The 15,781-nt window shown below is 72.3% G+C and carries 11 protein-coding genes; 4 read left to right on the top strand and 7 right to left on the bottom strand.

The features are described 5' to 3' along the window. Positions 1–81: 81 nt before the first annotated feature. The 4 genes from ACFQBR_RS32205 (at position 82) to ACFQBR_RS32190 (ending at position 6,792) form a co-directional block, all read left to right on the top strand. Positions 82–3,519, top strand: a complete 3,438-nt coding sequence (locus ACFQBR_RS32205; protein WP_344182120.1) for a phosphodiester glycosidase family protein — start codon at positions 82–84, stop codon at positions 3,517–3,519. Positions 3,520–3,643: 124 nt separating this feature from the next. Next, entirely contained in the window at positions 3,644–4,096 is a 453-nt protein-coding gene (locus tag ACFQBR_RS32200) for a CoA-binding protein (protein ID WP_344182122.1), read from the top strand. A gap of 758 nt (positions 4,097–4,854) precedes the next feature. After that, on the top strand, positions 4,855–6,201 hold the full coding sequence (locus ACFQBR_RS32195; protein ID WP_344182124.1) for a condensation domain-containing protein: 1,347 nt from the start codon (positions 4,855–4,857) through the stop codon (positions 6,199–6,201). Positions 6,202–6,519: 318 nt separating this feature from the next. After that, positions 6,520–6,792, top strand: a complete 273-nt coding sequence (locus ACFQBR_RS32190) for a phosphopantetheine-binding protein (RefSeq protein WP_344182126.1) — start codon at positions 6,520–6,522, stop codon at positions 6,790–6,792. A 33-nt stretch (positions 6,793–6,825) separates the two neighbouring features. Here ACFQBR_RS32190 and ACFQBR_RS32185 read toward each other — a convergent pair whose 3' ends face one another. The 7 genes from ACFQBR_RS32185 to ACFQBR_RS32155 all read right to left on the bottom strand — a co-directional run bounded on the left by ACFQBR_RS32185 (position 6,826) and on the right by ACFQBR_RS32155 (position 15,735). Next, positions 6,826–8,106 carry a condensation domain-containing protein gene (locus tag ACFQBR_RS32185; RefSeq protein ID WP_344182128.1) on the bottom strand — a complete coding sequence of 427 codons (1,281 nt, stop codon included), beginning with the start codon at positions 8,104–8,106 and terminating at the stop codon, positions 6,826–6,828. Next, positions 8,103–9,245 (bottom strand): acyl-CoA dehydrogenase family protein, encoded by a 1,143-nt coding sequence (locus tag ACFQBR_RS32180; RefSeq protein ID WP_267944986.1) that lies wholly within the window; start codon positions 9,243–9,245, stop codon positions 8,103–8,105. Before ACFQBR_RS32180 ends, ACFQBR_RS32185 begins: the two co-directional genes overlap by 4 nt. Before the next feature lie 73 nt (positions 9,246–9,318). Beyond that, positions 9,319–10,497 carry a threonine synthase gene (locus tag ACFQBR_RS32175; RefSeq protein ID WP_344182130.1) on the bottom strand — a complete coding sequence of 393 codons (1,179 nt, stop codon included), beginning with the start codon at positions 10,495–10,497 and terminating at the stop codon, positions 9,319–9,321. 106 nt (positions 10,498–10,603) lie between these two features. After that, positions 10,604–13,285, bottom strand: a complete 2,682-nt coding sequence (locus tag ACFQBR_RS32170; RefSeq protein WP_344182132.1) for a condensation domain-containing protein — start codon at positions 13,283–13,285, stop codon at positions 10,604–10,606. Position 13,286: 1 nt separating this feature from the next. Next, positions 13,287–14,528, bottom strand: coding sequence for a class-II aminoacyl-tRNA synthetase family protein (locus ACFQBR_RS32165; RefSeq protein ID WP_344182134.1), 1,242 nt, complete (start codon positions 14,526–14,528; stop codon positions 13,287–13,289). 71 nt (positions 14,529–14,599) lie between these two features. Further along, positions 14,600–14,851 carry an acyl carrier protein gene (locus ACFQBR_RS32160; RefSeq protein WP_330157644.1) on the bottom strand — a complete coding sequence of 84 codons (252 nt, stop codon included), beginning with the start codon at positions 14,849–14,851 and terminating at the stop codon, positions 14,600–14,602. A gap of 32 nt (positions 14,852–14,883) precedes the next feature. Continuing rightward, the gene (locus ACFQBR_RS32155) at positions 14,884–15,735 is read right to left on the bottom strand and encodes a 3-hydroxyacyl-CoA dehydrogenase family protein (RefSeq protein ID WP_344182136.1); all 852 of its coding nucleotides are present in this window, start codon (positions 15,733–15,735) and stop codon (positions 14,884–14,886) included. Positions 15,736–15,781: the final 46 nt, after the last annotated feature.

Below are 15,781 nucleotides of genomic sequence, written 5' to 3'. Positions count from 1 at the left end.
CCTACACAAACGATCGGCTTGATGGTAGGAAGTCAACGCACAGGGCTCTCCGCTATCCCCCGAGCCTTTCGGAGGCTTCCCATGATTCGCCGGTGGTCGATCCGCTCACGCACGGGTACCGCGGTGGCCGCGGGTTCCGTCCTGATCCTCACCCTCTCCCTCGCCCCGGTCGCCCAGGCGAGCACGGCGCGTGAGGACCCGCGCGAGCACACCGGGTTCAGCGAGACCGTCGAGATCCCGCCGGGCGGTTCGGCCGCCACGGTCGAGGATCCTGAGCCGCGGCTGGAGACGTTCAACGCGGAGCGCCCGGTCGCCCCCGGTGTCACGCTGAACTCGTTCGAGGCCTACGGGCCGGACGGCTACACCGGGACGCCCACCTGGTTGCAGGCCGACCTGTTGACCGCCGACCTCACCGGCGGGGTGAGCGTCGACTACCTGTTCCCCGGCCGGGTGACCGAGCGGGAGCCGTTGAGCGTCCAGGCGGACCGGGCCGGTGCGGTCGCCGCGGTGAACGGCGACTTCTTCGACATCAACGCCTCCGGTGCGCCGCAGGGCGTGGCCGTGCAGGGCGGTGAGGTGATCCAGTCCCCGGCCACCAACGACTACCGCGGGTCGGCGGCGATCTTCACGCCCGACGGGCTCGGCTCGATCGGGGAGGTGTTCTTCGAGGGGACCGTCGAGCTGCCGACCGGGGAGACGCCGTCGCTGGACGCGATCAACAAACCGGCCCTGGCGACCGGCGGGATCGCCGCGTTCACCCCGTTGTGGGGGACGTACTGCCGGTGCCGGGCGGTCGAGGGGGCGACGGAGACGCTGGAGGTCGTCGTCACCGACGGTGTCGTCTCCGAGATCGTGGAGGAGCCCCGCGAGGGCGGGATCGCCGACGATTCCTTCGTCCTGGTCGGTCGCGAGAGCGGCGCCGCAGCGTTGTCCGACCTGGCCGTGGGCGACCCGGTCGGCATCGACTACGACGCGCGGGCCGGCGGGGAGCAGGAGCTCCACGCCGCGCTGAACGGCCGTCAGCTGCTCGTCGTCGACGGGGAGGTCCAGCGGGCCGGCCAGGGCAACAACACCCCGGGCGCCCCGCGCACGGCCATCGGCTTCTCCGAGGACGGCTCGCAGATGTTCCTGCTCAGCGTGGACGGCCGGCAGCCGTCGTTCTCCGAGGGCGTCGGCCTGGACGAACTGGGCGAGATGATGGTGGAGGCCGGTGCGCACACCGCGCTCAACCTCGACGGCGGCGGCTCGACCACCATGGTGGCGCGGGAGCCCGGGGCGGAGCAGGTGCGGGTCGAGAACCGGCCCTCGGACGGCCAGGAGCGCCTCGTCCCCAACGGGCTCGCCCTGTTCGCCCCCGAGGGCAGCGGCCGGCTCGACGGCTTCTGGGTCGAGACCCTGCTCGAACCCGGACGCGGCGACGGCCCCGCCTATGTCGCACCGACCCGGCCCGACCGGGTCTTCCCCGGCCTGAGGCGGACGCTCACCGCAGCCGGTCACGACGAGACCTACGCGCCGGTTCAGGCCGATCCGCACTGGCGGTCCGGTGACAACCGGGTCGGCACGGTGGACCGGGACGGCGTGTTCACCGCGCGTTCGGCTGGCACCGCCACCGTCACGGCCCGCCAGCGGAGTGCCACGGGGGACATCGAGTTGACGGTGCTGGGCGAGCTGGCCCGGCTCGAGACCACGTCCGGGCGGGTGGGGCTCGCCGACGCCGAGGCGTCCGCGGTGGTCGGGGTGACCGGCTACGACTCCCGCGGGTTCGCCGCGCCGGTCGAGCCGGCCGATGTCGAGCTGGACATCGATGAAAGCGTCGCGCGGGTCTCGGTGACCGAGGACGGGCGGTTCGAGATCCGGGCCGCCACCGACAGCGGGGCCACGGTCGCCACCGTCCGGGTCGCCGGCGTGGAGACGAGCTTCGCGGTCACCGTCGGCCTGGAGGAGACCGTCGTCGCCGACTTCGAGGATGCGGCCGACTGGTCCTACTTCGGCGAGCGCGCGGACGGAGGCGTCGCGGTGGCCGAGGGTCGGGACGGCGCCGCGGTGGGTTTGACCTACGACTTCACCGCTTCGACCGGGACCCGTACCGGCGGTGTCCTGCCGCCCGGCAGGGAGCTGGAGATCCCCGGCCAGCCGCAGGAACTGCGTGCCTGGGTGCACGCCGAGGGCAACGGGGAGTGGGCCAGCCTCCAGGTCTGGGACGGCTCCGGCCAGCTGCTGCCCGCGCTGCGTGCCGGATACCTCGACGAACCGGGGTGGCAGCAGCTGGTCTTCGAGGTGCCGCCGGGCACGCAGTACCCACTGTCGCTGCGCCGCCTCTACTTCGCCGAGACCGATCCGGGCGCCGGCTATCACGGCGAGGTGGTCGTCGACGAGCTGACCGCGATGGTGCCACCGCCGGTGGACCTGCCGCCCGCCGAACCGGTCGTCGACCCGGTGGTGGCGCCCGGCCGGGCCGTGGCCGGCCAGGACTGGCGGTTCGCCGTCCTGTCCGACGCCCAGTTCGTCGCCCGTGCCCCGGACAGCGGGATCGTCGCCCAGACACGGCGCGCGCTCCGCGAGATCCGGGCCAGTGACGCCGAGTTCCTCGTCATCAACGGCGACCTGGTCGACGAGGCCGCCCCGGAGGACTTCGCGCTGGCCCGGCGCATCCTCGACGAGGAGCTGGAGGGCGAGTTGCCCTACTACTACGTGCCGGGCAACCACGAGGTGTCCGAGGGCACGCTGGACAACTTCCGGGAGGCGTTCGGGGAGACCCGGCACGTGGTCGACCACCACGGCACCAGGTTCATCTTCCTGGACACGGCGCGGTTCTCCTACCGGGCCGGCGACTGGTCGCAGTTGCCGCTGCTGCGCGAAGAGCTCGACCGCGCGGCCGACGACCCCGCCGTGTCGTCGGTCGTGGTGGCCCAGCACGTGCCCCTGCGCGATCCGCTGCCGACCCGGGCGAGCGAGCTGTCGGACCGCAAGGAGGCGGCCACCGTCGAGGGCTGGCTGGCCGAGTTCCAGTCCGGGAGCGGCAAGGGCGCGGCGTTCATCGGCGCGCACGTCGGCGTGTTCCACGCGGACCGGGTGGACGGCGTGCCCTACGTCATCAACGGCAACGTCGGCAAGAACCCCTCGGCCGGTCCCGCGGACGGCGGCTTCACCGGCTGGTCGTTGTGGGGTGTGGACACCGGCGGCGATCCCGCGGAGGACTGGGTGGTGGCCGAGCTGCGCCCCCACGTGGACGGGCTGGTACTGGAGGCGCCGGCCTCGGTGGGTGTCGGTGAGGAGGTCGAGGTCACCGCGACGGTGGACAACGACGGCACCGCGGTGCCGGTCGCCTATCCGGTGAGCGCGGACTGGTCCGGTTCCGACGGCGTCCACATCGGTCCGGCCGGGGATGCCGGGGCCGATGCTGTCGCCGCGTTCGACCCGGCGACGGGCCGGTTCAGTGCGCTGGGGGAGGGGACGGTCGACCTCGCCGTCACGGTGAACGGCGTCACCGAACAGGTGACCATTGCTTTGAAGCCTTGACGCACGTACCCCGGCCACGTGGGGGCGGGAGGGCGGGAGCCGCATAGGTGCCCCCGCCCCTCGTCCGCGTCCACCGCTCTCCCGGGGCCCGAGCCGGGGCGCGGGAATCGGTGGCACACTGGGGATGTTCTCCACGAACATGACCGAGCCGTGGCTGGACCCGAAGACCATCGACCACCTCCTCGACGACACCCGGACATGGGCCGTCGTCGGCCTGTCGAACGACCCGGGGCGTACCGCCTACCGGATCGCGGAGTTGCTGCAGGCCAGGGGCAAGCGGATCGTCCCGGTCCACCCCGGGGCCGCCGCCGCGGGTGAGGAGGTCCTCGGGGAGAAGGCCTACGCGACGCTGGCCGACGCGGCCGCTGCCGTCGGCACCGTCGACGTCGTCGACGTCTTCCGCCGTTCGGAGGCGGCCGGCGAGTTCGCCGACCAGGCCGTCGCGATCGGCGCCGGCGGTGTGTGGTTCCAGCTCGGCGTCCTCGACGAGGAGGCGTTCCGGCGCACGCGGGAGGCCGGGGTGCCGATGGTGATGGACACCTGCCCCGCCATCGAGTGGGGCAAGCGCGGCGCCTGAGCGGTGGCGCCCGGTCGTGCCGGGTGGCGTTCCCCGACGACTCCCGGCACGCACCGTCCAGGACGCCGGGTCACGGTCTCTTCCCGCGTAAGAGCTCCTCTCGAAGGCCCTGCGAGGTGCCCTGCGCCTAGCGTGATCACACGCTGTGAGTGCTGTGTTGCCCTAGGGGCTCCGGGGGATCCTCCGGCCACCGCCGCCTCGAGCACCGGAGCCGGTACACGCCGGAGCCTCCATCACACCCGGCAGGAACGATCCGGCGGGGGCCGTAGGCGGCGTGCGCCGGCCCGCCGGACGTGATCGGCCTTCCACGACCAGCGCGAACGTCACCGCTCACCGAAAAGGAAACTGTCCTGGGCGGTGTCTGTCCGCTCGCCGCCCTGTCCGTGCTCGGCGCAGACCCGAACTGTTCGAAGGGCGTCCGTCCGGGACCGGGCCGACCCCGAAACCGTAACTCTGCGAATTCGGCCCCGGTATTCGTCCGTGGCCATTGCGCCCCTCTCGCTGTCGACGCCTCCCCGGCTGCTCTATGCTGCCCCACGCATTGCGGGAGTGTTCGGGAAGCGGCGGTGCGTCTTGTCGGGAGAAAGGCCTGGAAATTTCGGATGGAACTGCTAGAATTCTCCGCAAGCATTATTTTCGGGAATCCGGTGTCCTGCTTTTTCGAAGGCAGAGCAACGGCGGGTTTCGAACGAAGTCCGAACGCCGGTCCCCGCAGCGCTCGTTGACGAGACACCCGCTCCGACGGAAGAGGGTCCACCATGGTCGCCGACCGCCGCGCCGACATCCCCTTCGAGGCGTGGGGCGGCGCAGATCCGCAGTACGGCAGGCTGACCTGCGGTCAGCGTTTCATCTGGGACATCATCGCTGACCTCGCCCCGAACGACGAGCACCTCAACTCCGAGCTCCTGTTGGACGTTCCCGGTGGCACGGAGCTCGAGGTGGTCCTTCGTTCGGTCCGCGCGCTGGTGGAACGCCACGCCTCGCTGCGCACCCTGTACACCGTGGACGAGGAGGGGGAGCCCGTCCAACAGGCGCACGCGCGGGGGACGATCCCCGTGGCGGTGATCGACACGGAGGAGGACGCCGAGCGGGTGGCGGAGGAGACCGCGCGGGCGAGCGCGGGCGAGCGGTTCTGCCTGGACACCGAGTTGCCGGTCAGGTTCTCGGTGGTCACCCAGGAGGGAGCCCCCCGGGTCCTCGTCCTCGTCCTCTCGCACATCGTCGTCGACATCTGGGGCCTTCGCCTCCTCGTCGAGCAGACCGGCAGGCTCCTCGAAGGACAGCACCCCGACGACGTCCTTCCCGCCGACCCGTGGCAGCCACTGGACCAGCTCGCGTACGAGGAATCACCCGCCGGTCGGCGCAAGCTCGAGCGGGCGCACAGATTCCTGCGTGAGAGCCTGGCCGACGTCCCCGCGGGCCCCTTCCCCGATTCCGCGCGAGTGCGGCCCCAGCCGAACCGCTACTGGATGGGCGAGCTCCTCTCGCAGGCGCCCGACAAGGCCGCCCGCCTCCTGGCCCGGCACCTGGGCGTCAGCGCCTCGTCGGTCCTGATCGCCGTCGCGGCGATCACCCTGCACCGGCTCTGCGGGGTGACGGAGTTCGGTTTCTCGCTGCGGACCCTCAACCGCTACGACGCCAGGACGCAGACCGCCGTGGGGCACTACTCGCAGGAGCTCCCGCTCGTGCTGCGCCGTCTGGACCGGGAGCTGCCCGACATAGCGGGCGAGGTGCAGCGCAGTGCGGTCTCGATGCTGCGGTGCCCCTACTACTGGCCTCCGGAAATGCGCCGCATCAGGGAGGAGGCCGTGCCCCCCGCGCGTTCGAACGCCACGATCAACTACATCGGCAAACCGGGCGGCGGGCCGGCGGAAGCGGAGGACATCCCCGCCGCGGAGCTTCTCGCCGACGCCGGGAACGCCCGGTTCCGATGGCTGTTCGAACACAGCGAGGAGAAGATCCAGTTCCTCCTCTCCTCGCATCCGCGCAGCCTCTCATGCCTCGTCGACACGGCCTTTCTGCCGCCCGAACTCGCGGAACGGTACCTGCGCACGGTCCAGGACTCGCTCGTGGACCTGGCCCTCTCGGCGGTCCACGGACACTAGCGGGGGCGGGATCCGACGGCCGCGGTTCGCGCGCGTGCGGGTGGGGAGCGGTCGCTCCCGCGGTCCGTCCTCCGCCGTGTCCACGGCCGGGGAGCCGCCGCGCCCCCTCACGGGGAGGGGCACGGGGAACCGGCGACCGTGCCGCCGACATCGGCGGCCCCCACGTGTGCGGGTCCCTGCCGACGGCGCGAGGACGGCCCGGCACGAAGTCCTTTCGTCATCCCTGTTTCCCCGAGGAAGGGCTGTTGACAGTTCTGCGGGCCGCTCAGTACTGTTCACTCGAAATGCCGGGAGCACAGAGGGTTGGGCGGTCGATTCATGGGATCCGATGTTCGTGCTATTACCGACGAGGAAGTCCTCGGCGTCGTCATATCCGGTCTTCCCGGTTTCAGGAACACCGAACTGCTGACCCCGCAATCGGACCTCTGGGCCGCCGGGATGGATTCCCTGTCCAATATCTCCGTCATGGTGGCGATCGAAGGCGAGTTCGATATCGAATTCCCGGACGAGTTCCTGACGCCCGAGGTTTTCGCCAGCGCTGCGAACATCGCGGAGGCGGTCCGCGCGATCCTCGGCGGCCGGACCGGCTGACGGCCCGCCCGCGGTGCGGGCGGGCCGCGCTTCTCACACCTGTCGCACCGGGTCCAGGCCCACCTCCCGCAGGGTCTGGGCGGACCCCTCGGCGATGCCGATCAGTCCGGCCTCGATGGCGGCGGCCGTCCTGGCCGGGCCGTCGCCGGGCATGAGGCGCTCGCTGGCCCCCACGCCGATCAGCACCCCCTCGCCCACGGCGATCGCCAGGTGCAGGTTCGCGCCGGTGCGCTGGCCGGACCCGCGCCACTGGGCCCCGGTCAGCAGGGGGGAACCCGGCGCGGGCTCCGCGTCCACCGCGCCCAGGAAGTTGAAGTGCCTGGAGAAGCCGGTCGGCTCGGGGTCGGGCTCTCCCTGGTCGCGCAGCCGCGCCGCGAGCGCGTCGACGTCGTAGGAGCCGTGCATGTAGGCCGACAGGCACTGCACGTAGGTGGCCTTGAGGAAGTCCAGGGGGTGGGTGTCCTCGTCGACGGCCACGGTCACCGGGGCGTACTGGTTGAGCGAGCCGACCACCCTTGCCCAGCGCTCGTCGACCCGGTTGGCGGCCATCAGCGCGAAGGTGGGCCTGTCGCGCGCCTCGAACCGGGAGACCGCCAGGGCGCCGACGCCGAGCAGCACGGACTGGACCGACACCCGCAGGTCCTCCGAGAGCTTCCGCGCGGCGGCCAGGCCCTCCAGGCTGTAGACCGAGGCCCGGCGGCGCCTGCTGGTGTCGGCCGGATCGCGGTCCCCCAGGTCCTTCCAGACCCCCGCCCAGTGGCGCAGGCTCCGCTCGCCGGCCTCAGGGCGCTCCCGCTGCTCCAGGGCCAGGTCCAGGGGCTGGGGCCCGGGCTCGGGGTCCCGCCCCTGGAGGAGGCGGCCGAAGTCCTCCTCCAGGACGGCCAGCGCGGCGTTGTCCGCAGCCACGTGGTGGATGGCGGTCACCAGGTAGAGCGGTTCGCCCTCGAAGGTGGCCACGGCCGCGCGCCAGGGCCGGCCCGCGTCGACCGGGATCGGTTCGGCCGCGTACCCGGCGGCCAGTCCCAGCGCGGCGGCCGCGGTGTCCTCGGCCAGTTCGACCGCCGGGACCTGCGACGGCTCGAAGGGGTGCACGCGCTGGGCGGGGGTTCCCTCGGCCGTGTACGAGCTCCGCAGGCCCTCGTGGGCCTCGACCAGGCGCAGCCAGGCGTCCATGACCTGGGCGGTTCCGACCCCGAACGGCACCTCCCAGGCGCTGGTCAGGTTCGCGACCGCCTGTGCGCCGGGGCCGTGCACGGCGAGGGAGCGCAGGACGGAGAGCTGGCCGTGCGTGAGCGGCCCGGTCCGCGCGCTCATGAGCGGGCCGCCTTCATGGCGTAGGCGCTCAGCAGGGTCTGCTGGATCTGGGAGGTGCCCTCGATGATCTCCAGCACCTTGGCGTCCCGGTAGTACCTCTGCACGGGCGCCTCGGCGCCGATGCCCTGCGCCCCGTGGATCTGGACCGCGTGGTCGGCCGCCCGCACCGCCACGGTCGAGCTCCGGTACTTGGCCATGAGGGTGTGGTGCACGGCGTCGGGGTCGCCCTGTTCCACGCTGACGCCGGCGTGGTGGCACAGCAGCCGTGCGGCCATGGTGTCCGTGGCCATGTCGGCGAGCATCTGCTGGACCAGCTGGTGGTTGGCGATCTCGGTCCCGTACTGCACGCGCCGGCCCGCGTACCGGGCGGACTCCTCCAGGCAGGCCTGTGCCAGGCCCACCGCGCCCCAGGCGGTGCTGTACCTGCCCAGGTCGAGGGCGTTGGAGGCGACGAAGGCGAGTCCCATCCCGGCCCTGCCGAGCAGTCGGGCGGAGGGGATGCGGCAGTCGTCCAGGGTGATGCGGCCCAGCAGCGATCCGCGCAGGCCCATCAGCCCCCGGACGGGCTCCACGGACAGGCCCGGGGTGTTGCGCTCCACGAGGAAGGCGGTGTGCTGTCCCTCGAGCGAGGCGAACACGAGGAAGAGGTCGGCGGTCTGCGCGAAGCTGATCCACTTCTTGGCGCCCCGCAGGACGATCTCCTCGCCGTCCCGGGTCGCGGTGGTCGCGACCGCTTTGGCGTCGCTGCCCACACCGGGTTCGGTCAGGGCGAACGCGGCCGTGACCTCGCCCGAGACGATGCGCCCCAGCCACCGGTCCCGCTGTTCCGGGGTGCCCCACCTGGCCAGGGACAGCGCGACCATGTCCTGGCACGCCACGAAGTTGCGCACGGTCTGGCAGGCGCGGCCGAGCTGCTCCGAGAGCAGTCCGTACTCGACCATGGGCATGCCCGCGCCGCCGAGCGCCTCGGGGACGGTGGCCCCGAGGTATCCCCGCTCCGCGAGCAGGGCGACCACCTCGGGGGAGAGGGTCTGCTCGGCGTCGAAACCGTCCGCGAGGGGGGCCAGGTGTTCGTCGGCGAAGGCGCGGAACCCGCCGAGGCGGTCGGACTGGTGCTTGGTGAGGTGTGTGAGTGTCAACGGGGTCCTCGGCGTGGTGCGGTTCTGTGGGTCGGTGGTCCGGGTCCGCCCGCTGCGGTCCGCGGGCGGCGCGCTAGTCGGGTCTGCGTGCGGTGCGGGGGTCGTCTCCGCCGGTCAGGTTGGCCAGGACCACCTGGTCGGGGGTGAGGCGTCCGGCCGCCGCCTCGTTGCGCAGGGCGGCGACGGTGGCGGCGGAGGAGTGGCACACGTCCAACCCCTCCAGCTTGTGGAGCAGTGTGCGCGCCTCGACCAGCTCCTCCTGGCCGACCTCGACGATGCCGCCGCCGGTGCCGGCGGCGATGTCCCTCATGTACGGGTAGGTGGCCCGGGCGTCGCCCAGCAGGATGGCGCGGGCGAGGCCGACGGGGTCCTTGACCACGTCGTCCTCGGTGAGCTCTTCGCGCCCCTCCCGCCATGCCCTGGCCATGGGCGCGCAGGTGTCCTGCTGGACCATCAGCATGCGGGGCACCGCGGTGAGCCGTCCGGTCGCCACGTACTCCTCGGCGCCCTTGCGCGCCGCCAGCATCCCCATGCCGCTGCTGACGGCCTGCACGACGACGTCGGGCTGGACGTCCATGGAGTCGAAGGCCTCCAGGTAGGTCAGCTTCAGGCCCTCGCGGCGGGCCCAGTTGAAGAAGCCGCCCTCCCACACGAGCCCGTTCTCCTCGGCGAAGCGCTGCGCGGCGCGGCTGGCCTCCGCGTAGCTGCCGTCCACGACGGTGAGGGGGGTGCGTTCGCCGGGGGCGGCGCGGTGGTCGCCCGCGAACTCGCGGCCGCAGAAGAAGTGCGCGCGCATCGAGCCGTCGTGCTCGACGGCGCGGGCCAGGGACGTGGAGCTGTTGCCGGTGCTGGAGGCCACCCACTCCTCGATGCCGAACTGCCGGAACACGGCCAGGACCACGGAGGCGAGCCGGTCCTTGGTGGTTCCGGTCGGCTGGCGGGACTCGTCCTTGACCCAGAGGTTGGGCAGGCCCAGCAGGGCGCCGAGCTCGGGGGCGGGGCGGCAGGGCGTGCGCACGCTGATCCCCGCCGCGGGGAGGAACCGCGGCTCGACCGGCAGGAAGTCCTGGTAGGCCAGTTCCGGTCGGCCGCTCTCGCGCGGGGCGGCGCCGTCCAGGTCCAGGCGGGGGTCGAGCGCGCCCGTACATCGTTCGCAGCGCAGTGTGAACTGCGGTTCGCACTGCCATCCGCAGAGGAGGCAGGTCAGGGCGAAGGCGGGGGAGGGGGCGGAGGCGTCGGCGTCCACGGGCATGGGGGTCCTTTTGCGCGAGAAGGATCGGGGGTCGGGCGCCGGCTCTTCCGGTGGCGGGCGCGGGCGGGCGGCGCCGTTGCGGGCGGTCGGCTGGTTCGGTTCGGGGTCAGGCCGGCGGGGGAGGGGTGTCGCGGCGGACGCGCACCCCCAGCTTTTCGAGGTTCTCCAGGGCCTGGAGGAGGCCGGTGCGGTCGTCGGGGCCCTGGCGCATGGTGGTCAGGACGGTGGCCCGGCCGCCGTGCGCCCGCACGCTCTGTTCCAGTGCGGGGGCCAGGACGGGGTGTGCGCTGATCTCGACCAGGACGTCGTGCTCGGCCAGGAGGAGCTCGGTCGCCTCCGCCAGCAGGACGGTGTGCCGCAGGTTGCGTGCGAAGTAGGCCGCGGTGGCCTCCTGCCACTCCAGTTCCCGCCCGGTGACCGAGGAGATCATGGGGAGCCGTCCCGGCCGGGGGCGGAGTTCTCCCACGGCCCGTTTGAGGTCGTCCATGACCGGGTCGATGGCCGGGCTGTGCGCGGGCAGGTCGACGCGGACCATCGCGCACAGCACGTCGCGGGCCTGGAAGTCGGCGACGACGGCCCGCAGTTCGGCGCCGTCCCCGGCCAGCACGGTGGTCCTGGGGCCGTTGTGGGCGGCCACCTCCACCGTCGATCCGCGGGCGTCCAGGTGGGCGACGAGTTCCGCGGCCGACAGCTCGAAGACCGCCATGCCGCTGCCGCGGCCGGCGACGCGGCGCTGCTGGTCGCTGTAGTGGTGGATCAGCCGCATGGCGTCCGGGATGTCGAGGACGCCGGCGATGACGCAGGCGGCGACCTCGCCGAGGCTGTGGCCCGCGACCGCGCCCGGCCTCACGCCCGCGTCCTCGAGCCAGGCGGCGATGCCGATCTGGACGGCGCACAGCAGTGGCTGCATCACCCCCACGTCCCCGGACCGGATGTGCGGTTCGTCGAGGTGGAGCTCCTCCAGGAGGGACCAGCCGGTGTGCCGGGCCAGCTCGGCGTCGCACTCGCGCAGCACCGAGCGGAAGACCGGTTCGGTGCGGAGCAGTTCGCGTGCCATGCCCGCCCACTGCTGGCCGTAGGGGGAGCACACGAAGGCCACGTTCGGCGCCTGTGCGACGGCCGCGGTCGGCCTGCCGGTGTCCGGGGCCTGCCGGGCGCCCTCGCGGCCCAGCTCGCTGATGCGCAGGTCGGGGGTGGAGGCCGCCGCCTCCAACAGGTCCAGGAAGTCCTGTGTGAGCTTTTCTGCGTCCTGGTGGGTGTACAGGTCGCGGGCGTAGGTGAGGCTGGTGTCCACCCCAGCGGGGGTCCTGTCGTCGGTGAAGTCCTCGATCAGCTCGAAGCGCAGGTCGAAGCGGGTGATCCCCTCCTCCACGGGTTCGCGCTCCACCGTCAGCCCGGGCAGTTCCAGGTCGGCGGCGGCAGTGTTCTGGAAGGCGAGCATGACCTGGATGAGCGGGTGCCAGGCGGGGGAGCGCTGCGGGGCGAGCGCCTGCACCAGGTGGTCGAAGGGCACGTCCTGGTGGGCGAAGGCGGCCAGGCACCTGCCGTGCGTCTGGGAGAGCAGTTCGCGGAAGGTCGGGTCGCCGTCGGTCCGGTTGCGCAGGACGAGCGTGTTGACGAAGAAGCCGACCAGGTCGTCCAGCGCCTCGTCGGTGCGGCCCGCGGTCGGGGTGCCGATGGCGATGTCCGTGCCGGCGCCCCTGCGCGTCAGCAGCGCGGCCAGCGTCGCCTGCACCACCATGAACACGCTGGTGCCGGTGGAGCGCGCCAGTTCCTGCAGTGCGCGGTGGGTGCGGGCGGGGACGCGGGCGGGGACCCGGCCGCCCCGGTGCGAGGGCACCGCTGGCCGGGGGCCGGTCGCGTCGATCTCCAGCCGGTCTGACAGCCCCTCCAGCTCCTCGCACCAGAAGCGGGTCTGCCGGTTCAGCGGGCTCTGCGGGTCCTGCGGTGAGCCGAGCAGCTCGCGGTGCCACAGGGTGTAGTCGACGTACTGGACCGCGAGGTCGGTCCAGGGCGGTTCCGCGCCGGCCCTGCGGGCGGCGTAGGCGGCGCCGATGTCGCGGACCAGCGGCGCCAGCGACCAGCCGTCGCAGGCGATGTGGTGCACCACCAGCAGCAGCACGTGCTCGCGTTCGCCCAGGCGCAGCAGCCGGGCGCGCAGTGGGGTCTGCGCCGTCAGGTCGAAGAGGTGGCCGGACTCCGCGGTCAGGATCCGGGCGAGGTCCTCCTCGCGGACGCGGTCGGCCTCCAGGCCGACCGGGGCCTCCTCGGGGTCGAGCACGATCTGCTGGGGCCGCCCGTCCCAGTCCGGGTAGGCGGTGCGCAGGCTCTCGTGGCGGGCCACCAGGTCCTCCAGCGCCCGGCGCAGCGCCGCGACGTCCAGCTCGCCGCGCAGCCGGTAGGCCATGGGCATGTTGTAGTTGCCCGCGCCGCCGTGCAGGCGGTTGAGGAACCACAGCCGCCGCTGCGTGTACGAGAGCGGGATCTCCTCGGGCCGCTCGGCCGGGGCCAGCGGCGGGCGCGGGTCCTGGCCGGCCTCTCCCAGCCGCTCGGCGAGCTCGGCGACGGTGGGGGCGTCGAAGACCGCGCGCACGGGGAGGTCCACGCCCAGGACGGCCCGGATGCGCGTCGTCAGCCTGGTGGCCAGGAGCGAGTGCCCGCCCAGGTCGAGGAAGGAGTCGTTCACGGAGACCGACTCCACCCCGAGGACCTGGGAGAACAGGGAGCAGAGGAGGTCCTGCACCCGGTCGCGGGGCGGTCGGGCACCGCCGGTGCCGGTGGCGCCCATCTCAGATCCCGCCCGCGGCGCGCACGCCCGTACGGACCGGGTCCGGCCAGTCCTGCTCGTCGGTCCCGAACTGGCTCAGGAAGGCGAACACGAGCCGTTCCAGGCCGAACCCGACGCACCCGCTGTGGGCGGGCCCCTCCCCGCGGGTGATGTCGAACGCGCGGCCGAACAGGTCGTCGTGGAAGTTGAACGAGCCGACCGCGATGCTGCGGTCGGGGCCGACGGTGAGCCGCAGCTCGTACTTGAGCTCCTGCAGGCGCTGCGACCAGATCCGCGCGGAGGTGTCGGAGCCGCTGAAGAAGGGGTCGTTGCCCACCTCGCACCAGCCGCTCAGGCCGAGCTCCTCGAGGAAGGCGAAGACCTTGCGCATGTAGCGCTCCCGCGCCCGGGCGACGTCCTCGCGCGATCCGAGGAAGACGATCTCCCGGATGGTGAAGTCCCAGAGCCGCTCCAGGGTGGTGGAGTAGCCCGCCTCGAACCGGAAGGACTTGCCGCGGGAGGTGACCACGTGCAGGCCCTCGCCCTCCAGCGCCCGCCCGCCGTACTGGGCGAAGGTGTGGTAGCACATGGTCGGCGGCAGGCAGTAGTCCACGTTCCCACACGACTGCAGCACCGAGGGGCCGATGCCCGTCCGGGGGTAGGACTCCTGGAAGGACCGGTAGACGTCGATGTCGTTGTGCAGCCGCGTGACGAACATCAGGTGCTGGGGGAAGGACGTGAAGTACCCGGCCCTCTCCAGGGTCGAGGTCCTGATCAGCGTCGGGTACCGGAACTCGCGTGCGGAGTGGTCCTGCGCCAGGATCCCCAGGACCGCGCGGTCGAAGTAGGCGAACAGGGACAGCAGGGGTTCGCCGACGGCGACCTGGCCCTCGCCGACCTCGGCGACCGCTCCGGCCGCCGCCAGGCGCTCGAACGTGTCGCCGTCCGCGGCGCGCCCGTGCGGCGAGGTCCACACGGACTTGGGCCGGGTCGGCATCTGCGGGCGCACGTCGTTGTCGACCATCCGGTTGACCTTGGCCTCGAGCCCGTCCTCCCCGCCGGGCCCGCGGGTGGTCAGGTCCACCGCCGTCACCGTGTCGCCGTCCCCGACCAGCGCGAAACCGGAGATCTGCGGGGACACGAAGTACAGCCGCCTCTCGATCTCCGGCCCCAGCGTCCCGGGGACGGGGGTGTGCAGGGCGACGCGTGTGGGGCCGCCGCGGGCCGGGGCCGGCGGCTGGTCGTTGCGGTGCGTGTGGTTCACGGGGGTGCCTTACTCGCCGTTCGGAAGCGGGGAGGACGCGCGGGGGCGGGGGCAGCCGGTGCGCGTCGGGGTCAGCTCTGCGCGTCGGTCCTGGACGTGGCCAGGCGGACGAGCCCGTTCACCGTGCGGAAGTTGTCGAAGTCCATGTCGTCCGGGCCGAGCGTCAGCGCGAACTCCTTCTCGACGAAGGCGGCGAGCTGCATCGCGAACAGGGAGTTGACATAGCCCAGGGCGAAGAAGTCGTCGGTGTCGGCCAGCGGCTGCCCGCCGGTGTGCTCGCGCAGGAACGTGTGGATGCGCTCTCGTGCGTTCTCGGTCGTCATGTCCGTGTCTCCTGTCGGGGGTCGGAAGGGGGTCAGTAGGTGTGGAAGCCCTGGCCGCTCTTGCGTCCGAGCAGGCCGGCGTCGACCATCTTCTGCAGGAGCGGGGCCGGGCGGTACTTGCTGTCGCGGAAGCTGTCGTGCAGGACGGTGATCGAGTTGAGGATCGTGTCGAGGCCGATGAGGTCGCCGGTCTCCAGCGGCCCCATCTTGTGGCCGAAGCAGCCGCGGAACATCTTGTCGACGTCCTCGGCCGAGGCGATCCCCTCCTGCACGCAGAAGATCGCCTCGTTGATCGTCAGCATCAGGACGCGGTTGGTGATGAAGCCGGGGGCGTCCTGGACGACGATCCCCTCCTTGCCGAGGTCCTTGAGCAGGCCCAGCGCCGTGTCCAGGGTCTGCTCGGAGGTGAAGTGCCCCTGGACGACCTCGACCGTGTCCATCAGCGGCACGGGGTTCATGAAGTGCAGTCCGAGGATCTGGGGAGCGCGTCCGGTCACCGACCCCACCCGGGTGATGGGCACGGCCGAGGTGTTGACGCCGAAGACCACGCCGGGGCGGCACAGGGAGTCGATCTCCTCGTAGACCTCGCGTTTGACGTCCCAGTCCTCCGTCACGTTCTCCACGACGAAGTCGGCCTCCGCCATCGGCGCGAGCCCGGTGCCGGTCCGGATGCGCGCCAGCACGTCCTCGGGGGGCTCCGACGAGGTTCGGCCGCTCAGCATGCCGTTGACGAGCAGGTCGCGCCCGATCTGGCTGATCGCGCTGTCGATCTGTGCCTGGGAGACGTCGACGAGGACCACGTCGAACGACGCCTCGGCGAAGGCCTGGGCCACGCCGCGCCCGATGGTGCCGGCGCCGATCACGCCCACGGTGCGCACACTCACGCGGTACCGCCTTTCCTGGTTCGGGGTGGGGGAGCAGGGATGTGGT

Source organism: Nocardiopsis tropica (genome assembly GCF_042660575.1).
GTDB classification, from domain to species: domain Bacteria; phylum Actinomycetota; class Actinomycetes; order Streptosporangiales; family Streptosporangiaceae; genus Nocardiopsis; species Nocardiopsis tropica.
The sequence above is the reverse complement of the archived record's forward strand: the minus strand, read 5'-3'. Positions and strand labels throughout refer to the sequence as shown.